The sequence below is a fragment of the Pseudomonas sp. 382 genome, from assembly GCF_002759075.1.
GTDB lineage: Bacteria > Pseudomonadota > Gammaproteobacteria > Pseudomonadales > Pseudomonadaceae > Aquipseudomonas > Aquipseudomonas vlassakiae.
Genome location: NZ_PEMX01000006.1, coordinates 110,503 through 129,179 on the forward strand (window position 1 = coordinate 110,503; position 18,677 = coordinate 129,179).

Annotated in this window: 9 protein-coding genes and 3 pseudogenes; 4 read left to right on the top strand and 8 right to left on the bottom strand. The window is 53.0% G+C overall.

What is annotated here, in order from left to right:
• Positions 1–145: 145 nt before the first annotated feature.
• Both CQW31_RS09630 and CQW31_RS09635 read right to left on the bottom strand, forming a co-directional pair.
• The gene (locus tag CQW31_RS09630) at positions 146–2,560 is read right to left on the bottom strand and encodes a S8 family peptidase (protein WP_099814357.1); all 2,415 of its coding nucleotides are present in this window, start codon (positions 2,558–2,560) and stop codon (positions 146–148) included.
• A 24-nt stretch (positions 2,561–2,584) separates the two neighbouring features.
• Positions 2,585–3,568, bottom strand: coding sequence for an AAA family ATPase (locus CQW31_RS09635; protein WP_016712254.1), 984 nt, complete (start codon positions 3,566–3,568; stop codon positions 2,585–2,587).
• A 1,192-nt stretch (positions 3,569–4,760) separates the two neighbouring features.
• On the opposite strand from CQW31_RS09635, the pseudogene CQW31_RS09645 reads away from it, so the two are divergent.
• A pseudogene (locus tag CQW31_RS09645) lies at positions 4,761–5,936 on the top strand (MFS transporter).
• A 29-nt stretch (positions 5,937–5,965) separates the two neighbouring features.
• Positions 5,966–7,411: pseudogene (locus CQW31_RS09650) on the top strand (amidase).
• A 398-nt stretch (positions 7,412–7,809) separates the two neighbouring features.
• Here the strand turns inward: CQW31_RS09650 and CQW31_RS09655 are convergent.
• From CQW31_RS09655 to pncB, 6 genes and pseudogenes are all read right to left on the bottom strand, one after another.
• Positions 7,810–8,322 carry a hypothetical protein gene (locus CQW31_RS09655; RefSeq protein WP_016712253.1) on the bottom strand — a complete coding sequence of 171 codons (513 nt, stop codon included), beginning with the start codon at positions 8,320–8,322 and terminating at the stop codon, positions 7,810–7,812.
• Positions 8,319–10,451 (bottom strand): site-specific integrase, encoded by a 2,133-nt coding sequence (locus tag CQW31_RS09660; RefSeq protein ID WP_016712252.1) that lies wholly within the window; start codon positions 10,449–10,451, stop codon positions 8,319–8,321. The genes CQW31_RS09655 and CQW31_RS09660 overlap by 4 nt, the downstream gene beginning before the upstream one ends.
• Entirely contained in the window at positions 10,451–12,874 is a 2,424-nt protein-coding gene (locus CQW31_RS09665; RefSeq protein ID WP_099814358.1) for a tyrosine-type recombinase/integrase, read from the bottom strand. Before CQW31_RS09665 ends, CQW31_RS09660 begins: the two co-directional genes overlap by 1 nt.
• Positions 12,871–14,133 carry a tyrosine-type recombinase/integrase gene (locus CQW31_RS09670; protein WP_016712250.1) on the bottom strand — a complete coding sequence of 421 codons (1,263 nt, stop codon included), beginning with the start codon at positions 14,131–14,133 and terminating at the stop codon, positions 12,871–12,873. The genes CQW31_RS09665 and CQW31_RS09670 overlap by 4 nt, the downstream gene beginning before the upstream one ends.
• A gap of 135 nt (positions 14,134–14,268) precedes the next feature.
• A pseudogene (gene nadE / locus CQW31_RS09675) lies at positions 14,269–14,793 on the bottom strand (NAD(+) synthase); the annotation flags it as partial.
• A 3-nt stretch (positions 14,794–14,796) separates the two neighbouring features.
• Positions 14,797–16,002, bottom strand: coding sequence for a nicotinate phosphoribosyltransferase (gene pncB, locus CQW31_RS09680; protein WP_099814359.1), 1,206 nt, complete (start codon positions 16,000–16,002; stop codon positions 14,797–14,799).
• 468 nt (positions 16,003–16,470) lie between these two features.
• On the opposite strand from pncB, the gene CQW31_RS09690 reads away from it, so the two are divergent.
• Both CQW31_RS09690 and CQW31_RS09695 read left to right on the top strand, forming a co-directional pair.
• The gene (locus tag CQW31_RS09690; RefSeq protein ID WP_054887846.1) at positions 16,471–17,607 is read left to right on the top strand and encodes a branched-chain amino acid ABC transporter substrate-binding protein; all 1,137 of its coding nucleotides are present in this window, start codon (positions 16,471–16,473) and stop codon (positions 17,605–17,607) included.
• A gap of 154 nt (positions 17,608–17,761) precedes the next feature.
• A complete protein-coding gene (locus CQW31_RS09695) occupies positions 17,762–18,676 on the top strand; it encodes a branched-chain amino acid ABC transporter permease (protein ID WP_054887845.1) in 915 nt (304 codons plus the stop codon).
• Position 18,677 lies beyond the last annotated feature (1 nt).

Genomic DNA, 18,677 nt, shown 5'->3' on the forward strand with positions numbered 1-18,677 from the left:
AAAAAGTGGTTTACAAGGTGGCGGGCACGACTGCTTCGCTCTGCTAGGCATCCATCATCAGTACTGCAGCAGCGTATTCACGCTAACTGCCAGAAGGTGTTCGTGCCTGGGGGATCCGCAGGACACGGACTAAGCAGATTCGCGATTAAACTGTTGCTCTCTGCCTCGCCAGTTCGCGTGCCTGTGCCTGGAGCTGCAGAGCTGCTTGGATTTCAGTATAGAGCTGAGCGTGTTCGTTATCTCGGTCAGCAACAGTTACCACCAGCGAGTAAGGCTCTTTGTCCAGTACGTCTGGATGGTTCCATTCCCTATCCTGTCGGATCACGACGACAAACCATTTTTCATTGGGATTGCGTTGTTTGAACGTCCATTTGGATGACTGGACTGTTCCACGGCTTCGCTGCTGGGCTGAGACTTCGCGATTTGTCGATGCGTCATCGTTCCGTGTATCTGCTTCGCCTTGCGTGTCTTTATTGAAAAATGACTGCACCTCATCGAGCGAGCTGCCTTTCACCAAACGATAGCTAATTTGGGTGGCTAGATAGTCCAGTCGTGTTGTTTTAACCACTGGCGAGTATGCCAGGGTCACGGTGAGCTCCCTTACCGCTCTGGTCGACCGCAGGTACGATGCTGGAAGGGGCAACTCAAAGAATTGGCAGGAGTCTTTCTCGATTGCCTCCTCACACATCAACACTACGCATTGGTCAGACGATCGGAACAGATCTGCTTCGTTGACTTGGCCATATCCACCCACGTCACGGGAGATTTCCCGATTGTATGTGGCTTTGTTGGCCTTGTATCCCGCTCGCATCTCGTCAGAAAAGGTGCTGTGCACTTGCTGGGCAAGTGACGCATGGTTGACAAGCATGGCACGTAGGAGATTGGCCGAGGCGTTCGGGTACTCGTTCAGGAGCCGGCCAGCGAGATGAGTGATATAGGGTGCCGAAAAACTGGTGCCACTGATTTCTTTGAATAGCGTACGACCTTGCCACTCATGGTTCATGGTCAGAACCCCCAGCCCGCGCATGTCAATTCGCCACTGATTGTTTGGCGTATTCATAGGGCACGCTAGATTGCCACCAGGAGCGACCAGTTCCGGCTTAAAAGCCCCTTTCACCGAAGGCCCATGGCGGGTGAATGGTGACGGCTGATTTTCACAGGCGGGTGCCAGCTGATGTATCTCAGGGTAACGCTGGCTATCGTACGTAGCGTCATGTCGAGCAATGCTGCCCACAGTCAGAACATTCATTGCTGGGGCGGGATCGATAATGACACTCCGCTCGTGAAGCAAATACTCTGGGTATTCCTCACGCCAGCTGTTGACGGGCACTGCAGGATCATCCGAGCCCGCAAAGTTTCCGGTCGACACGATGAAAAGGACATTATGTCTGCGGGCGAGCACATCGAGGATGTAAGCAAGACCTCGAACATGGGTACCATCGTATGGGGCGTTGCTATTGCCGAGTGAGAGGTTGAAAATCCTGCAGCCCAAACCGACAAAGTGATCCACAGCTTCAGTGAGCGTCGCTTCGACTGTATGCTCGTCGTACACCGCATTGTGAGTTTGCTGGCATTTGCGCATGACCTTGCCGTTGTACAGCCAGAACTGCGGCCTCCAGAAATTGCCTTCATTACAGGCCTCTACATCACCATACAATGCGATACCTGCCACAGCGGTGCCGTGCCCTGCCTCGTCGAACGGATCCTGACCGTCGACAAACGACTCGCTCTCGCCGATAGCCATTCTGAGTAGGGGATGGTTCGTGTTAATACCACTGTCGAGAATGCATATCCGCGCCGCGTCTTGAGGCGGCTGAGGGATATCCAGCGGCAGGTCGGCGATGTCTCGATTTAACTGGGGATAGGAAATACCGGTCTGAGGAATCAGATCGACAAAGCGCACGTCGCTGTGGTCCAGTAGGGCGTCGGCTTGAGCCTTGCTCACTTCCACGCGGTACATGACCAAGCTGTCGTAATTGAGCTTGTGGATGGTGGTGATGTCAGCCTCAGCAAGCCATTTCTCAAACGAGACGCGTAGACGCAGACGTGTAGGATGATTCGCTACATGGTGAGGCCAAAGTTCGACATCCAGCTTGAAGGTGTTCGTGTCGGGCAGTCCAATGTGCCTTAACGCCCAACTTTTTCGATCCTCGGCAGACCAGGCATCAATGCCCTCGATAGCCTCCAATACCTGTTTATAGGTGACGTTTTCGCCAAGCACACCCAGCTTGTTCAGGTGTTCCTGAAAGACGGCCAAGCCCGCCTCATCGGCAAACACGACGCATATCTGCTTACCTTCTTGGCTGATGAATTCCAGGCCATGCTTCTCGAGCTTGTCGAAGCTCATGGCGCCGTCGTACTGGAGCTTGAGAACAAAGGGAGAGTTTTCTGAAGACCGCTGCTGTAGACGCGCAGCTCCCGCTGCGGTAGCAAAGTAACCATTTAGCTTCTGACCATGCCCTCGAAGATCACCACGGGTAGTGAACTTGGGGGGTTGTTTTGAGCGTCTCGTGTTGTCAAGGTTCTCGCGCTCAAAGCTCAGGTGCTTATAGGTAGCCAATTCATCATCCTTGATAGCAGCGGGTTAGTGTTTTCGGAGGCCCTCTCGTACCAGTGCGCTACGCAACTCTTTCACGGTGAGGAACTCTTGATTCCTAAGTATCATACGCTTAACCGCGCGCCTTACAACACGCTCAACATCCGCACCGCTTTTGCCTTCAAACTCTGCAAGCAACTCACCATCATCAACATCGAACTGGCGTCGAATTCCCCGTAATTTGAGTTGTAACAATGCACTTAGCTGTTTGTGATCGGGTAATGGAAACTCGATGGCGTCATCAAACCGGCGCCAAATTGCTGAGTCTAGGATATTTTCATGATTCGTCGCAGCCAAGATAAGGCTTTGCCCATCATAGGCATCCATCATCTGTAGAACGGCGTTCACTACACGTCGAAGCTCGCCGTGCTCGGAGCTATCTGCACGCTCTTTACCAATCGCATCAAATTCGTCAAATAAAACGACCAGCTGGTGTTTGGCAATGAACTCAAAGACTTTACGCAGGTTAGCGGCAGTCTCTCCTAGGAAGGAGGACACAAGCGCATCAAGCCGAACAATTGCCAAAGATCGGTCGAGCTCGAACGCTATGACTTCGGCGGCCAGCGTCTTACCGCATCCAGGTGGGCCGAAGAAAATGACCTTGCCTGAGGGCTTCATGCCATAGCTTCTCAAAACGTCTGCGCGGCGATGCTCCTCAAGCATTTCGTCGATCATTGCTGTACTGCTGTCTGGCAGGATGATCTCTTCAAGGGAGCGCTTCGGCGGTCTTATGTCGAGAAGCGGTAGCCCACGCTCTTTATCGACCGGAATATCGGTCAAGACTTGGGGCTTTCGCGTGGACTGCACGTGCATATCCCCGCCGTAGAGGATCTGCTCAAGATCATTTGCTAATAAATGATGTTGTTTTTGGCGCTCTTCTTCAATTATAGCTTCAGACGCTCGTCGAAATGCTGCAGGGTCTCCGAGAGCACCTGCCTTGAAAAGCTGCCTAAGTATCTTACCATTAGCCATTTAAAAATGCCCTGCATCAAGGTCGTTTCTCAGAGCCATCAACTCACGAAACCAATTCTTGCCCTAAGCAGTGCAACTAATAGGCTGAATCACTGAGAGCTAACATGTAAAGGACTCCTTTCCAGTTTGTGTTTGTGTCGAGCTTAGTTAAAAACTCTTACACTTACATAGCCAAGAGTATCGCCTGTGGTGGCTATTTGTCCAGTATTTCCCGTAGCGCGAAGCGGCTTGTGAGGGGGCAGACGACGAGCGGCGGAGGTTTAGCGCGAAAGGTTGGAAGGCATAGCCGGTAAGCTTGGTTACTGACGAACCGCCACCTCTAGCTGCAAAAGAGTGGGCGAGTCAAATGATTGCATTACCCTTTTACTACGTCTTATGAAGTTTCTACCTGGACCTGCAATGAATTCGTTGAGCGCGGCGCTAACAGATCAGTGTCTTCGATTGTTAATTCGGTGTTTTTGCGCAGCGCTGATTTTTAAAGTCACTGCGTTATCGGCCTGCGGCATTGTTATGGACATTGGTTGATTTGTTAGGGGGGGTTAAATGCACTAGATCGCGCTATACGCTGGTGAAAGTAGACGCGCCCTCAGTATCCACTTTCGTGGACGAGGAATGAGGTGCATGTTGCCCTGACGAGCGCGTCGGCGTTACTGAAAATAGCGGACGTGAGGTCATTGGGGGGGCCGCACCTGCCTCAATGCTTGGTTGCTTGTCGCCCCTAAACGGGGTTCTCTCGTTGGCGATTTTCGCGGTGCTAACGCCGACCATTTCGTATTCGAAATCGTCGCTGACGCGCAGCACGCCACCGATCGGCCGATCCCCGGCTGTACAGCGGTTTAGCGCAGACGATGTTCTGTCCGGCGCTCCTGTTAGCCCCGTGAGGCCTGAATTGCTCCGTTAAAGTAGTATTCATTACAGAAACCGTAAAGTTGATTTGTTTGTAATTTAAATTACAGGAACTTAGCATCCAGTCTGCCTTGAGCGCGCAGGCTTGAGGCCCCCGGTCACTAAAATAAGAAACTCACCAGGAGGCTACATGAATGTCACCTCTGTAGGGCTTAGCTCAATCTCGGATCCGGGGGATGCCCCCTCAGGCCCTTCAATCGCTAAGGCTCGAAGCACTCGGCTTAAAGGGTTATGGGCGAGCAGCGTTGGGAATGCAATGGAGTGATTCGACTGGAAGTGTTACGCCATTTTCTCGTCGTTTCTCGCTCAGAACATGTTCGACAAATCCCAAGGTCTATCGGCGCTTCTAGCCACGTTGGCTATCTTCGCAGTGGGCTTTGTCGCTCGACCGATAGGTGGGGTTTTCTTCGGCAGGATCGCCGATGTCAAAGGCCGTCGATTCGCTATGATTGCTACCACTTCATTTATGGCTATAGGCAGCTTGGTGATTGGCCTGGCTCCCACATATGAACAGGTGGGAGTGATCAGCTCCGCTATCTTGGTCGTAGCTCGAATTGGGCAGGGCTTAGCGCATGGCGGAGAGAGCGCAGCCTCTTACGTCTAAATAAGCGAAATTGCTCCCGATCATTCCCGCGGCTTTTGGTCGAGCGCAGTATATGTGGCGGTTTCAATCGGCACCCTCAGTGCTACAGCACTCGGCACGTTGCTCACGAGCACCCTTACTGCCGAGCAGATGCTGGACTGGGGTTGGCGGGTTCCGTTCCTCGTAGGCTCGCTGCTAGGACTCTATGCCTGCTTTATGCGACGTGGGATGGTCGAAAGCGAGATCTTTGAAAAAGAGCAGGGGAGCGACACCGGCGCCCAGACTGAAAATTCGACATCGAATTTTTATAAAGGCTTGAGGTTGGTGATTTTGACAGGCGGTTCGACCATCACGTACTACACGTGGTGTGTATTTGCCTCGACCTATGCGATCACTGTCAAAGGCATATCTGCCAGCGACGCCTATGTGGCAAGTCTTTGTGCTCAGCTGGTGGGCCTCGTAGCATTACCTGTTTTCGGAGCGCTCTCCGATCGAGTTGGCCGCCGGCCCATGTGTCTAGCCTTCGCCAGTGGCATGTTCTTGCTCGCCTTCCCGCTTAACTGGCTGGTTTCTTCCAGCGCATGGACATTGTTCTGGGCGCAGTCTGTTGCGTTGATTTTTTGGGCGATGCTCACCTCGATCTACCCTGCATTAATGGCTGAGCAACTCCCTACCCGATCGCGGGCCATGGGCATCGGTTTAATTAGCTCACTCTCCGTGGCCTTGTTCGGAGGAACTGCTCCTTACTTAAATACACTGCTGACCAATATGGATAGGCAGTATTTATTCACCCTCTCCCTAATGGTTCTTTGCCTAGGCTCATTTATCGCGGCCTGGCAGATGCCCGAGACGCGTAATATTTCACTTGCCAAAGTTTAGTGTCCACCCGTTGCGTGTGCGGAGGCTGCATGTCTGCGTCTAATGAATTGTGTTTTAAAAGCGCTACTGAGTTGGCTTCAGAAATTCGGGCGGGGCATATTAGTTCGAGAGATGTCGCGCAGGCGCATTTGAGTCAGATCGAAGATTTCAACGGTCGTGTGAAGGCGATTGTAACGTTGGATGTGGAAGGAACTCTGAAGCGTGCACTTGATGCCGATGAAGCACAGGTCAAAGGACACAAATTAGGTATTTTGCATGGACTACCTATTGCTCATAAAGATACTTTCCTCACGGCCGGAATGCGCACTACATTTGGATCCCCGTTGTTCAAAGACTTTGTTCCAACCGAAAATAATGCTGTTGTCGAAAAGTCCCAATAGGCGGGCGCTATTTCAGTGGGGAAGACGAATGTACCTGAATTTGCGGCAGGCTCGCAGACATTTAATCAGGTATTTGGCCCAACGCGCAATCCCTACAACCTTGATCTCACCTGTGGTGGCAGTAGTGGTGGGGCTGCGGCGGCATTAGCCTGTGGTTTCGTCCCACTTGCCGATGGGAGCGACATGGGCGGATCTCTAAGAAACCCTGCAAGCTTCTGCAATATTGTTGGGCTGAGGCCATCGATTGGTGTTGTCCCGCAGTACCCAGTCGTGAATGGCTTCGATGTCCTATGTGCATCAGGGCCCATGGCCCGAAGTGTTGAGGATGTCGGTTTACTGCTCAATGCGATCTGTGGTGAGGATCCGCGCGACCCTTGTTCATTCAGACAAGACTCAGCGAGCTTCTCCGGTCGGCTAGAGCATGATTTCTCTGGTGCTCGCATAGCTTGGTCACCCAATTTGGGCTGCCTACCCGTTGCACCTGAAGTCATTCAGGTAATTCAAAAACAGTTGGATGTGTTTTCCAGTTTTGGCTGTGAAGTCGAGGAGGCAACGCCGGACTTGACCGGTGCGCATGAAGCATTTCATACCTTGCGGGGAATGATTTTCGAAACGACCTACGGCCACCTATACCCGGATCACAAAGACGCGCTCAAGGATACGGTGAGGTGGAACCTGGAGCTTGGTAGAAATCTGACTGCACTGAAAATTGCACAAGCGCAGAGATTGCAAAGTCAATGCTTTGCGAAGCTTTCCCAGTTTTTGACCCAGTATGATTTTCTGGTAACCCCAGTGAGCCAGGTTCTGCCATTCCCCGTCGAACAGGAGTACGTCACCGAAATTAATGCTGTTCCCATGGGAAGCTACATCGATTGGATGAGCGCTTCCTACTACATATCTGTCACTGGCCATCCTGCTATCTCCGTGCCGTGTGGATTCTCGCAGACAGGTCTACCTGTTGGGGTTCAGATTGTCGGGCGCTACAGGCGAGATCTGGATCTGCTACGCATTGCCTACATGTTCGAACAGTCCACACGCTTTGCCACCGTGCGCCCTGTATTTTGCGATCATTCTTATGATCATAAGGGGCGCTAAGCTGGCATAGCCTATTGGCTAGTGATGACCCTGCGCTCTGGAGCTCAGCCATTGTGATTAATATTCAGGCTTTAGCATTATCCGGTGTTGCAGGGTTAGATTTAGGCGATTATTTTTCCCTAGGTATCTTGCCGAGGAAAATGGTTTAGGGAATGAGCGGCAATCGTGTCCTGCAAGCGGACTGCAAGTCTGCCACATAGCGACATCTCTCTGGAGCAAGGTGATACAGCTCCATAAGCTCAAAGGTTAGTGAAATAAACTAACAAGCCCCGAAGCCATGCACAGGTTCGTATTCAAATAGCTGTTTTCAGGGAAAGCTGATTCCTACATTACCGATGATGCAATGCGCCAGGCTTACTCGGCTGAAATTTGTAGCGAGACGGGAGGCTAGGATCACACTATTCGGGGTTCAAGCTGAGCTTTAGCTGTGAAATCTCTTCCTCCTGCAGTGCGAGCGCATCCTGAAGCTTGATGATTTCGGATGCCTGTTCGTTGATTTTGGTTAGCCGCTCTAAAGCTATGTTCATATAAAAATTCCGACTTGATTCGGTTTCCTTGACTTTCTTAGTTAACGATGCCACTGAGCTTCGCGCATCCTGTAGTTGGGTGAACCAGTAGACGACTTCTAGCCGACTCAGCTCAAGCAGCTCCTCGGGTGACTTCTGAACAGCCTTTGAGGAAGCTTCTTCTGCTTTCTGAAGGGCTCGCTTGGCCCTGATCTCTTTAAGCTTCACCAATGGCCATTTGCGGTTGTATATGGTGTTTCGATGGACACCAGATAGCTTGGCCAATGAGGAAGCTGAGGCAGGAAGGGAGGAGTCTTTCTCTAGTCTGTGCAGGGTTTCGTTCAACTGCTGCGTAATGGCAGCAGCCAGTTCAGCGTTCTTATCGTCGTAGTGTGCCGAGCTCATACCGTTAACTCTTCTCCGAGACCCAATAGAACTGCTTCCGCTTCCGCAATGGCTGCTTTCATCTGCATGATCGATTTCGCAAAGCCAGCATGAATCATCTGCCCGTTGGCTCCAGCCTGCGACTCCAACTGGCGAAGAGCGATCGTGTTCTGTACATAGACCTCTCGCCATTTAGGTGCGTTGGCTCTGGTGACCACCGCGTTCTTGCAGCGATACGGGTTGCAACGAAGTGAGCCAATACAGGGAAGAGATGAGTCGAATTCTTCCGTGGCATCCCCATAACAGTAACCCTGACCCACGTTGATGATCGCGAAGCCAACCTCAACCATCCGATCAAAGATCTCGTCCTTGGAGTAACCGCCTTCAAGGTAGCCCTGAAAGTAATTCCTCAGCCGTTGACGGTGAGCCTCAGCATTGTCACCTACAAAGCCGCCGTCTGGGTTACACGCGTTCATGACAAACTCTTTTTCAGCGTCATGTCGTATAGCGTTAATCGCTTCTCGACCGGCATCGGACGTGAGTGCAGACCCGATGTTGCCGTAATCAATGGTAACAGCGCTCAGGCGGTTCTGCCCGATGCTACTGACCAAGTTGCCGAAATGCTTGAGCTGATATGAAATAAATGGCAATCCTACAGCGGCACGGAACATCTGGTGGGCCAGGGAATGCCGAAGCGTGTACGGAGAGACATCCAGCTCGCCGACCTTTTTGGGCTCAAGTGTTTCTGCTAAGAATGCTTGTAGCAGGTAATTGAATTTCACTATTGGTTTGGCTTTATCTTGCTGTCCTGGGCTTACAGTGTTCATGTTAGTCAGGAGCCAAGGGTTTAGTTTGAATCTGTTTAATAGCTGTAGCACTCTAACAGCATCTAGGACGACCGGGATTGCAGCCCATGTATCTCCAAAAATTTTGGTGGTGGCCTGTCTATTTTTTATAACGGTACTTAGTATTAGGTGGTGTCCAAAGTCATCGGTCGTCAGGCACCCTTCAGCCAGGATGCCTGAAAGCTCAGATGGTCTCATGCCAGTGTACTGGCCAATTATGTAATAGGCACTATTGTTGATGTGAGTAAGGTAACGATAGAAGTTTTTATCAATTTTTGCGTTCGTCAGCTTCCGTAACCCTTCCTGATCTCTGAATAATCCCTGCTGCTGCGGTGACCAAAACTCCTCATTAGGTTCGTAGAGAAGTGGAACGATATCTTTTCCAGGATAGTTTTTTGAAGAGAGTCGAATTGCTACATAGATATCATAATTTCTGCGGGTTAGTTTGACCTGTGATGCTCGGTCATAATTGCTCAGTTTGGCGCGATCCAGTCCATCTTTGTCATGGACTGGTTCTGCTAATGCTTTGAGGAAATCGACCACCGCGAAGGTCGCCTGGCGTGAGCATTTTTCGAAAATATCATTATCAAAATATTTTTGCCTTTCACGATGTTTAGGGCTTGCGACCCTATTTTTGATCCACTCCAGAGATGACATTTCAACGTGTGGTAATGGCTTCTCGAAAAGATTTTCTGCCAAAAAATGAGAGCGAAGAAACTTGAAACCCTGGTGGATTGATTTGGTGTACGCTCGATCAAATTTTTTTGCCTGGTCGACATAGTCGCTTTCGCAAAAATCAGCGAGACTATAATATGATAACTCGAAAAATTCGCCACCCAGATCACGACGCTTGTGCTCGCAAAGCTTATCTACGAAAGGGATAACCGTTTTGAAGATGTCGATAACTGTATGTGGCTTGGGAGCGGACTTGTTTTTTCTTCCTGCGCGAACGGCGCCAGGCATCTGGAGGATGCACATGAAAGCGATACGGAGCTCAAACAAAATGGTCGAGTTGAGGTTTGTATAGATTCCGAAATCAATTCTGGATTTAGCACCTTCTATGTTTCTCGCGATCAAATGTGCTTCATCATTGAAGTCCCATATCATATCCTTCATGACGCTAATTTTGCTTACGGGAAGATTCATAAGGGCGTTGAAGATTGTGAGCGCATTAGCGATTTTTCCTAAATCTCGCAAATTGGCGCACGCAAGATCTGCCTCAGGATCATGCTGCGCGCTAAGCAGGTGTGCGAACTCTTCTCTTAATGGTTTGATTTGGTAGATCAGGGTCTCAAACATTGCCATTAGAGTGTCATTCCTTCTACCAAGGTGCTCGTTAGGATATTTTCAGACAGTCGCTCAGCTAGTTCTAACTGCTCTGCATCGAAACCCTGTGGAGAAGGAGTGAGAATGCTGCCCAAAGTTAAAAGATTTTCCCGGATGATGTGACCGTACGGTGTCTGTGCGACGTTGCTAGTTTCTAGCATCGCACGATAATCGCGTTGCATAGCGAAAAGGTCAGGCAAATTGGAGGCCGTGATGATGCAGTTGCGGCACGACAGGCACTTATTCAAAAGCGAGCAAGGGTTGCCCTCTTTGTAGTCAGAGAGCTCTTTGATCTCAGGGGGCGGATCGTATGCGTCACGGCACTCTACTAACCCTGTTCTGATGAAGACCGCGGTGGAGTGAGAATCGTTATGGGTGTCGATGGTGCGATTGGATGCGTCCGCAATGCTCGGCTCCGCGAGTACATATTCTTTGTGAATTTTCTGCAAACCTTCATCAACCACCTTTCGCGCGATTTTGCTGAACTCAAGCTTGTCCAGATATCCCAAAGTAGTCGTGATGTGCTTGTGTCCGAGGATCACCTGGATTTCACGGATAGATGCACCTTGGTCGACCAGTTCAGCTACGAGGCTTGGCCTGAGCCGAGACGCGGATATCGCTAAATCATTACCTTTTTCATCCTTCAATCCGTGATCTTTAGCGAATCTATTCATGATGGCATTGATGACAGCGGAGCGCTCGAGAGATTTGATCTCTCGGAAATTTTTAGAGTCTCCGGACTCGTAAAGGAAAAGCCTATTCTTTATTGAAGGGGCCGCGTTTTTTCGAATGTTACGAGTCAAGAAAATTACATCCCTGAAAATCTTTTCAACCTCAATGCTCTGGGCAACACTTAACCAATTATAATCCGCCTTCATTAGGTCCAGATGTAACAGTTTTTCACCGTCGGAGCGTTCTTTCCAGTAACGCAAATATGGACGTTTGGTGATCGCGTGACTTTTGATGAAGTCATCAATATCGAGAGCTTTAAGCGGGTCGGCATTAAGGCCGGTAATTTGTGCTAGACGAATTACATAGGGGGCAAGCAAGCGTGAGGTGTGCGCATAAATTATGCCCCAGCTTTCGTAGATTTGAACAATGCTCTGAGGCGCGTAGCGGAAAATCTGACAAAACCCTTTTTCATAAACATTGCTCATGTCGGCGAACGCTGCGCTTATCCTCTGGCAGTTGAGCTTCTTTTCGAAAATCCAGCGAGCATTGTCAAGCGTCGCTTTTCCTCGTCGGAGATTGCCTTGCTCATCAATAGGATCACATCCGCCGTTGAAATTTATGTAATCAGTAGCCAGCTCATTTGTTATTTTTATCTCCCGCTCGCATGCTTCCTTAATTTCTTGCCGAGCTTTGGCGGGATAAGGGCAGTACTCCCCAGAGTCGCGTTTTGCATAAAAGCCCTCTGCATAGATGAAAGCTGCAAAGCCAATTCCTTTTATATTTAGGGCCCGCCTCATCATCTGTCGCGTATTCGCCATGATTGAGTTGGCTGTATGCGAACTGATTGCTCCGCTGGAACGTTCCTCCATTAGGAAATTGCGAAATCTCGGTAAATAGTTTGGCCCTATACAATCAAAGGCATGTTCGATCCCTGAATAGCCAACACTCTTCAAATGCTTGCTTACATACCTGAAGCTTTCTACAAAGTTCCGTTGGCTTTCCTCGCTTTTCCTCCTCAGAGATGTAGCTGCGAACATATGAAAGATTTGTACGAACGGCCTGGCAGGATCTGTTGGAACTAGATCATCGATATGGGAAAGAGGAACGGCTTGCAGATCCTTCAGCTGCTTCTCCCAGCTATCACCTCGAGGTGATAGCTCTCTCTTTTTTTTGATCTCCAGTTGGCGTTCTGCGGTTGTCTTGTAGTTAGAGTTGATAACCCCGCGCTTTTCCAGGTCGGTAATTATTTCATTGAACGTTTTCTCGACCAATGGAAGATTTGAACGAGCCCATTTAAGGTTTTCCATTCCAGGAATATGCTTGAGGTATCTATGTGCTGAAATAGTGTTGGCGATAATGGGGATGGATTGTTTTTCATTGTCGCTGAGGCTTTCGTACCATGCCAGTAGTTTGCGTCGCCATTCATTCGAAGAAGAGTTGTGGCCTGTGATGATGATTTTTTCTTTAATCATTGCATCGATAACCGAATTAAGGATTTCGGTTCGTGAACTGCAAACACTGTAATCACACTTAAACTTTGCTTGTAAATACTTGCAAGCTATAGCTGGCTCGCCCTTTTTTTGGAGCGGAACGCTCAGCAGATTATTCCTGCTGGACTTGACCTCAATAGCCCAAGCCTCAAACTCCTTTGTGATATCGCGCTCCAAACGCTTGCGCTTGGCTAGCCCTATCTCGTCGTGACGCACGCTTTTGGGAGTTTTGTATGTCATTTACTATCTCCCATTCGGATGCGCTTAGTAGTTCGATTTCGCAGAAGTTCCATCTCGCTGGATTTCGTTCTCATCACTGAATTAGGCTCGGCTAGCATTAGGTAAATGTCAAAAGGGATAAGCGTGTAACCTTCAGATGTTTCCGGGCTCTTATGCCCCCAAGACTTCATAAGCGTAGCCAGGCGATCCATATAGTCCTTACCCAAATCAGGGCTGTGAAGAATGGCGTATGCGCCACCATGCCTCAGCTTATGAGGCGAAATTAGACGCCTGATCTTTCCTTTCTTAATGGCGCGTTTACAGACTCGCTCAAAGAGCTTCTCGACATTTTTTTTGGTGTAGGGCTGACCCAATGCATTGAAGAACGCAGGGGTTTCTTCCGGAGACGCATAGTTCTTTGCAAACCTCCGATAAAGCGGGGTCTTGTGGTAGTCCTCAATCCGCTCCAGCGTCGTCCTGCTCACCAACGTGGTTCGAGGGTTGATCTGGTTCTTGAATCCCTTGCTCCCTAGGATATGTAGCGGGCAATACGGAGCCTTTAGAGGAGGCATGTCGCCTGTGGTGATGAACAAAAGCCGCTGGAAGTTGAGCGCATCCCGCACAGCCTGCAATGTGATTCGAGGAACCTCCGACTTTCGGACTCCCGTGTCGTAGATGGCTTGGATCAGGCAGCGCTCACGTTCACACTCTGCATGCAGAATCAGCTGCTCCAGCTCATCCATGTTGCAGGGCTGAACAATGCCTAAGGCGTTGGCCTTACCGCTCCAGATCAGACCATCCGAATACGGGTTGTCCTCCCTAAACGCTGCGCGCTCGTCGAAGCGCTTGCACAGGTACGTATTAAAGAGATGATGGTGCGCTGCATCCCTGCCTTGCACTGTCTTCGGCGCAAGTCCTGCTTTATTAAGGCCGGCTAGGTACTGCTCGAGCCTACCGACCGTAACGCTAAGCAGCGCTTCATCTCGATCACTTCCTTCAAACTCAACCTGGGTTCTTAGGTAATCCAAGAGGTAAGAGATGCGGCTTGCGTAGCAGGTGGTCGTGGCATCAGCCAGCAGGGTCTTGCGGTAATTGCGGCACAGGTAGTCAGAGGTCAGAGGCTGAACCTGCTCGTCATTCCCTATCAACACGCACCCCGTGACCACCACTTGAGTATTCCGGGCTTCGGGCTGAGCAAGGAACTGTTCCCGGTACGGTCCTCGGGCGAGGACTGAGTCACTAAGGTCTAAGGGCTTCGCTTTGACAGTGATCACCTTCATCTTCGCACCTTAGCCATCCAGACAAATTTGTTGGTGTACTAATCATGTGAATTATGGGTGGGGAAATGTGGCGGGGGAAAGGGGGGGGGGTAGGCGATACGAAGGGGGGTGTGCACTTTAGTGAAGGGGGGTAGAAATCACCGCCTCGGCGGCGTGGTCGGTGCCAATCACCAGGCCGGCGCGAGCGCCGGCGATGGTGTACTGGGCGACCATCCGGGTCCGTGCCTTGACGTTGCCGACCACGAAGTCCACCAGGGCTGGCGAGCCGTTCTTCAACTCCGCCACTTCCGCTGCCAATGCGCGCACGGCTGGGGCGATATCCACCGTGTGCACCTCATCGGCCTTGATCACCTCGAGGCAGGCCTGAGCGTCGTGCTCGTCATGCTGCACCTGATACGGCAGGCGCACGGCGATGAAGGTGTAGGCCTGGTCGCCGGTTTCGGCACGCAGCTCGTTGATGGCGCGCTGGGCGAGCAGGGCGGCAGTCAGCGAATCGACGCCGCCGCTGATGCCCAGCACCAGGGTCTTGAGCCGGGCATTGGCCAGGCAGTCCTTGATGAACGCCACGCGCCGGGCGACTTCGGCCTCGAGCGCAGCGGCGTCGGCGAACGGCGGCTGTACTTTCAGCGCCTGGGCAATTTCCTGCTGAACCGCTTGCATGGGTTACTCCTTGCTGGGGACTTTGAATACGTGACGCATGTAGGTGACAAAGTTTTCGTCACGGCACTGGGTCTTGGCGGCCTCGTCCGAAATCTTCGCCACCGGCGAGCCGTTGCAGTCGGTCATTTTAAGCACGATGTTCATGGGCGCCACACCTGGGATGTCGCACGTAAGGTTGGTGCCGATACCGAAGCTGACATTGATGCGACCGCGCAGGGCACGGAAGATTTCCAGTGAGCGGGTCAGGTTGAGCCCATCGGAGAACACCAGGGTCTTGGTCATCGGGTCGATACCCAGCTTCTGGTAATGGGCGATGGCCTTTTCCGCCCAGGCCACCGGCTCGCCCGAGTCATGGCGCAGGCCGTCGAACAGCTTGGCGAAGTACAAGTCGAAATCGTTGAGGAAGGCATCCATGGTGATGCAGTCGGTCAGGGCGATGCCGAGCAGGCCGCGGTACTCGCGGACCCAGCAGTCCAGGGCGGCGATCTGGCTGTCGATCAGCCGTGGGCCGAGCTGCTGGTGGGCCATGATCCACTCGTGGGCCATGGTGCCCAGTGGCTTGATATCCAGTTTCCAGGCCAGGTCGACATTGCTGGTGCCGACGAAGCGGCCCGGGAAGTCGTCGCGCAGCACACGCACCACGTCCTCCTGCACACGGCTGGAAAAGCGCCGGCGGGTACCGAAGTCGGCCACCTGCAGCTCGGCCAGCTCGTCGTCGCTGGCGTGGGCGCGCAGCCAGTCGAACTTGCGGTACAGCTGATCACGGGCTTCGGCCAGGCGCATGCGCGGGTGCAGGTGGCGGTTGCGCACCTCGCTGATGATGGCCAGCAGCGGCACTTCGAACAGGATCACGTGCAGCCAGGGGCCTTTCAGGCGCAGGTACAGCTGCCCGTTGTCGATGCCAAGGCGCACATAGCGCAGGTTGAAGCGGAACAGGCGCAGAAAGCGCAGGAAGTCGGGCTTGAGGAAGCTGATGCGTTCGAGGAAGGCCGGCTGGCCATCATCCAGCGTCAGGTCGCTGAGACGTTCCAGCTGGTGGCGAATCTCGCCAAGGTAGGGGCGCAGGTCCTCGCCGTTGCGGCAGCGGAATTCCCATTCGACGTCGGCGTCTGGGTAGTTGTGTAGCACGCCCTGCATCATGGTGAGCTTGTAGAAGTCGGTGTCGAGCAGGTTGTGCACGATGCGCTCGGCGAATGCGCTCTCGCTCATCAAAGGGGCTCCGGAAACGGCGAATGGTGGACATTGTGCCAGTCTTTTCGATGCGGTTGTGTCTGGGCCGGCCTCTGTGGGAGCGGGCGAGCCCGCGAAAGCGGCTTAAGGGCCAAAACAAGTGGCTTTTTCCGTGCACCAGCTAGCCTTGAAACAGTGCTGTCTGTAGCAGTCGCGCACCACCGGTGTGCACTTCGGTGACGTCCACTGTTACAGGGCGGTTGCACGTAAACACCTGCCAGGGTTGCAATGATGGCACTCGACGGTTGCTCCTTGTCTGTACGTGTGGTGGCGCCTGCCGCGTGGCAGACGGTTGCACGCTCAATAAAGAAAAGGCCGTCGGTCGCCAGGGGGCGACCGTTGCAGTGTGTTTTCCCGGAAGACAAAACCGATGGCACGGCCCTTGCTCTGAGCACAGGGCTGAGAAGTTGTAGTGCCACACTAAAAAAACTCTAGGAGCACCACCTCATGTCGCAGACGTTTTACAAGAAAGGTTTCCTGGCTCTTGCCGTAGCTACGGCACTGGGTGTTTCTTCGTATGTTCAGGCCGACGTCAAGATCGGCGTCGCGGGCCCCATGACCGGGGCCAACGCAGCGTTTGGCGAGCAGTACATGAAAGGTGCGCAGGCAGCGGCCGACAAGATCAACGCCGCTGGCGGCGTGAATGGCGAGAAGATCGTCCTGGTGAAAGGCGATGATGCCTGCGAGCCGAAGCAGGCCGTGGCCGTGGCCAACCGCCTGGTCGATCAGGACAAGGTGATCGGCGTGGTCGGTCACTTCTGTTCTTCCAACACCATCCCGGCCTCTGAGGTATATGACGAAGCCGGCGTGATCGCCATCACCCCGGGCTCCACCAACCCGCTGGTCACCGAGCGCGGCCTTTCCGCCATGTTCCGCATGTGCGGCCGTGACGACCAGCAGGGTATCGTCGCCGGTGACTACATCGTCGACGTGCTCAAGGGCAAGAAGGTCGCGGTGCTGCACGACAAGGACACCTACGGTCAGGGCCTGGCCGATGCGACCAAGGCACAGCTGGAGAAGCGCGGCGTCAAGCCGGTGCTGTATGAAGGCCTGACCCGCGGCGAAAAAGACTTCAGCGCCGTGGTCACCAAGATCCGTGCTGCCGGTGCCGACGTGGTCTACTTCGGTGGCCTGCATCCGGAAGCGGGCCCGCTGGTGCGCCAGCTGCGCGAGCAGGGCCTGAAGGACGTCAAGTTCATGTCCGATGACGGCATCGTCACCGACGAACTGGTGTCCACCGCCGGCGGCGCGCAGTACGTCGATGGCGTCTACATGACCTTCGGCGCCGACCCGCGCCTGCTGCCAGACAGCAAGGCAGTGGTGGAAGAGTTCCGCAAGGCCGGGACCGAGCCTGAAGGCTACACACTGTATGCTTACGCCTCGCTGCAGGCACTCGCTGCTGCATTTAACGGTGCAGGAAAAAACGAGGGCCAGGCTGCCGCCGCGTGGCTCAAGCAAAACCCAGTGAAGACCGTCATGGGCGAAAAGAAGTGGGACCAAAAGGGTGACCTGACCGTCTCCGACTACGTGGTCTACCAGTGGGACAAGGACGGCAAGTACCACCAGCTGGAAAAACAAAAATAATAACGGCACCTGGCCCGGACGCCCGTCCGGGCCATTGCCCCTGCGGTACCTGTCCTTATTCGGAGACGTGCACGGTTCTGCGCTGCTGGAGCCGCTTCATCCGTGGCTTGTGGTAGTCAGCGTTCGTGCAGTCTCGCTCAGGTGAGATTGCGTTATGGATGGTATTTTCCTGCAGCAACTGGTCAACGGCCTGACCCTCGGGTCGGTCTATGGCCTGATCGCCATCGGCTACACAATGGTCTATGGCATCATCGGCATGATCAACTTCGCGCACGGCGAGGTGTACATGATCTCCGCTTACCTCGCGGCGATCAGCCTGGCATTGCTGGCCTACTTCGGTATCGAGTCGTTCCCCCTGCTGATGCTGGGTACCCTGCTGTTCACCATCGTCGTCACCGGTGTGTATGGCTTCACCATCGAGCGCATCGCCTACAAACCCTTGCGCAACTCCACCCGCCTGGCACCGCTGATCAGTGCCATCGGTATCTCGCTGATCCTGCAGAACTATGCACAGATCAGCCAGGGCGCCCGCCAGCAAGGCGTGCCGACCCTGCTCGAAGGTGCCATGCGCATCGAGGTCGGCACCGGCTTCGTGCAACTGACCTACACCAAGATCTTCATCCTGGTGGCGGCGTTCGTCGGTATGGGCCTGCTGACCTATGTGATCAAGTACACCAAGCTCGGCCGCATGTGCCGCGCTACCCAGCAAGACCGCAAGATGGCCTCGATCCTCGGCATCAACACCGACCGGGTCATCTCCTACGTGTTCGTCATCGGTGCAGTGATGGCCGCCCTGGCCGGCGTGCTGATCACCCTGAACTACGGCACCTTCGACTTCTACGCCGGCTTCATCATCGGTATCAAGGCGTTCACCGCTGCGGTACTGGGCGGCATCGGTTCGCTGCCTGGCGCCATGCTCGGCGGCATCATCCTGGGTATTTCCGAGTCGCTGTTCTCCGGCCTGATCAACTCCGACTACAAGGACGTGTTCAGCTTCTCGCTGCTGGTGATGATCCTTATCTTCCGCCCACAAGGCCTGCTGGGTCGCCCGCTAGTGGCTAAGGTGTGAA

What these genes read in the sequence shown, in the direction of transcription:
- CQW31_RS09635 (WP_016712254.1), bottom strand. Translation starts at nt 3,568, where the DNA reads ATGGCTAATGGTAAGATACTTAGGCAGCTTTTCAAGGCAGGTGCTCTC.
- CQW31_RS09655 (WP_016712253.1), bottom strand. Translation starts at nt 8,322, where the DNA reads ATGAGCTCGGCACACTACGACGATAAGAACGCTGAACTGGCTGCTGCC.
- CQW31_RS09660 (WP_016712252.1), bottom strand. Translation starts at nt 10,451, where the DNA reads ATGGCAATGTTTGAGACCCTGATCTACCAAATCAAACCATTAAGAGAA.
- CQW31_RS09665 (WP_099814358.1), bottom strand. Translation starts at nt 12,874, where the DNA reads ATGACATACAAAACTCCCAAAAGCGTGCGTCACGACGAGATAGGGCTA.
- CQW31_RS09670 (WP_016712250.1), bottom strand. Translation starts at nt 14,133, where the DNA reads ATGAAGGTGATCACTGTCAAAGCGAAGCCCTTAGACCTTAGTGACTCA.
- pncB (WP_099814359.1), bottom strand. Translation starts at nt 16,002, where the DNA reads ATGAGCGAGAGCGCATTCGCCGAGCGCATCGTGCACAACCTGCTCGAC.
- CQW31_RS09690 (WP_054887846.1), top strand. Translation starts at nt 16,471, where the DNA reads ATGTCGCAGACGTTTTACAAGAAAGGTTTCCTGGCTCTTGCCGTAGCT.
- CQW31_RS09695 (WP_054887845.1), top strand. Translation starts at nt 17,762, where the DNA reads ATGGATGGTATTTTCCTGCAGCAACTGGTCAACGGCCTGACCCTCGGG.